The organism is Aeromonas bivalvium, from assembly GCF_000819765.1.
In the GTDB taxonomy this organism is placed as follows: domain Bacteria; phylum Pseudomonadota; class Gammaproteobacteria; order Enterobacterales; family Aeromonadaceae; genus Aeromonas; species Aeromonas bivalvium.
In genome coordinates, this window is record NZ_CDBT01000004.1 from 1 (window position 1) to 260 (window position 260).

Below are 260 nucleotides of genomic sequence, written 5' to 3' on the forward strand. Positions count from 1 at the left end.
GCAAGCATCAGCTGCGCCTGCTCATCGCCCTGGATACCGGTGGCGCCGTCAAGCGCGGTCACCTGGATCTCTACCACGGCATGGGAGAGAAGGCCGGTGTGGCCGCCGGTCACTACAAGCACTTTGGCCGGGTCTGGAAGCTGGGTCTGGGCCATGGCCCGACGGCGGCCCCCTGGCTCTGAGCCCCTGGCGTCGCCATGGGGGCCCAACGTAATAGATATGCCATCAAACCGCCGTTTTTCGGCGGTTTTTTTTACCCC

The 260-nt window shown here is 64.2% G+C and carries 1 protein-coding gene; it reads left to right on the top strand.

Annotated features, from left to right (window positions below; translation table 11 throughout):
- Window positions 1–182 (top strand): 3D domain-containing protein (locus BN1119_RS00260; protein ID WP_041992170.1); only part of this gene is annotated, 182 nt, incomplete at its 5' end.
- Window positions 183–260 lie beyond the last annotated feature (78 nt).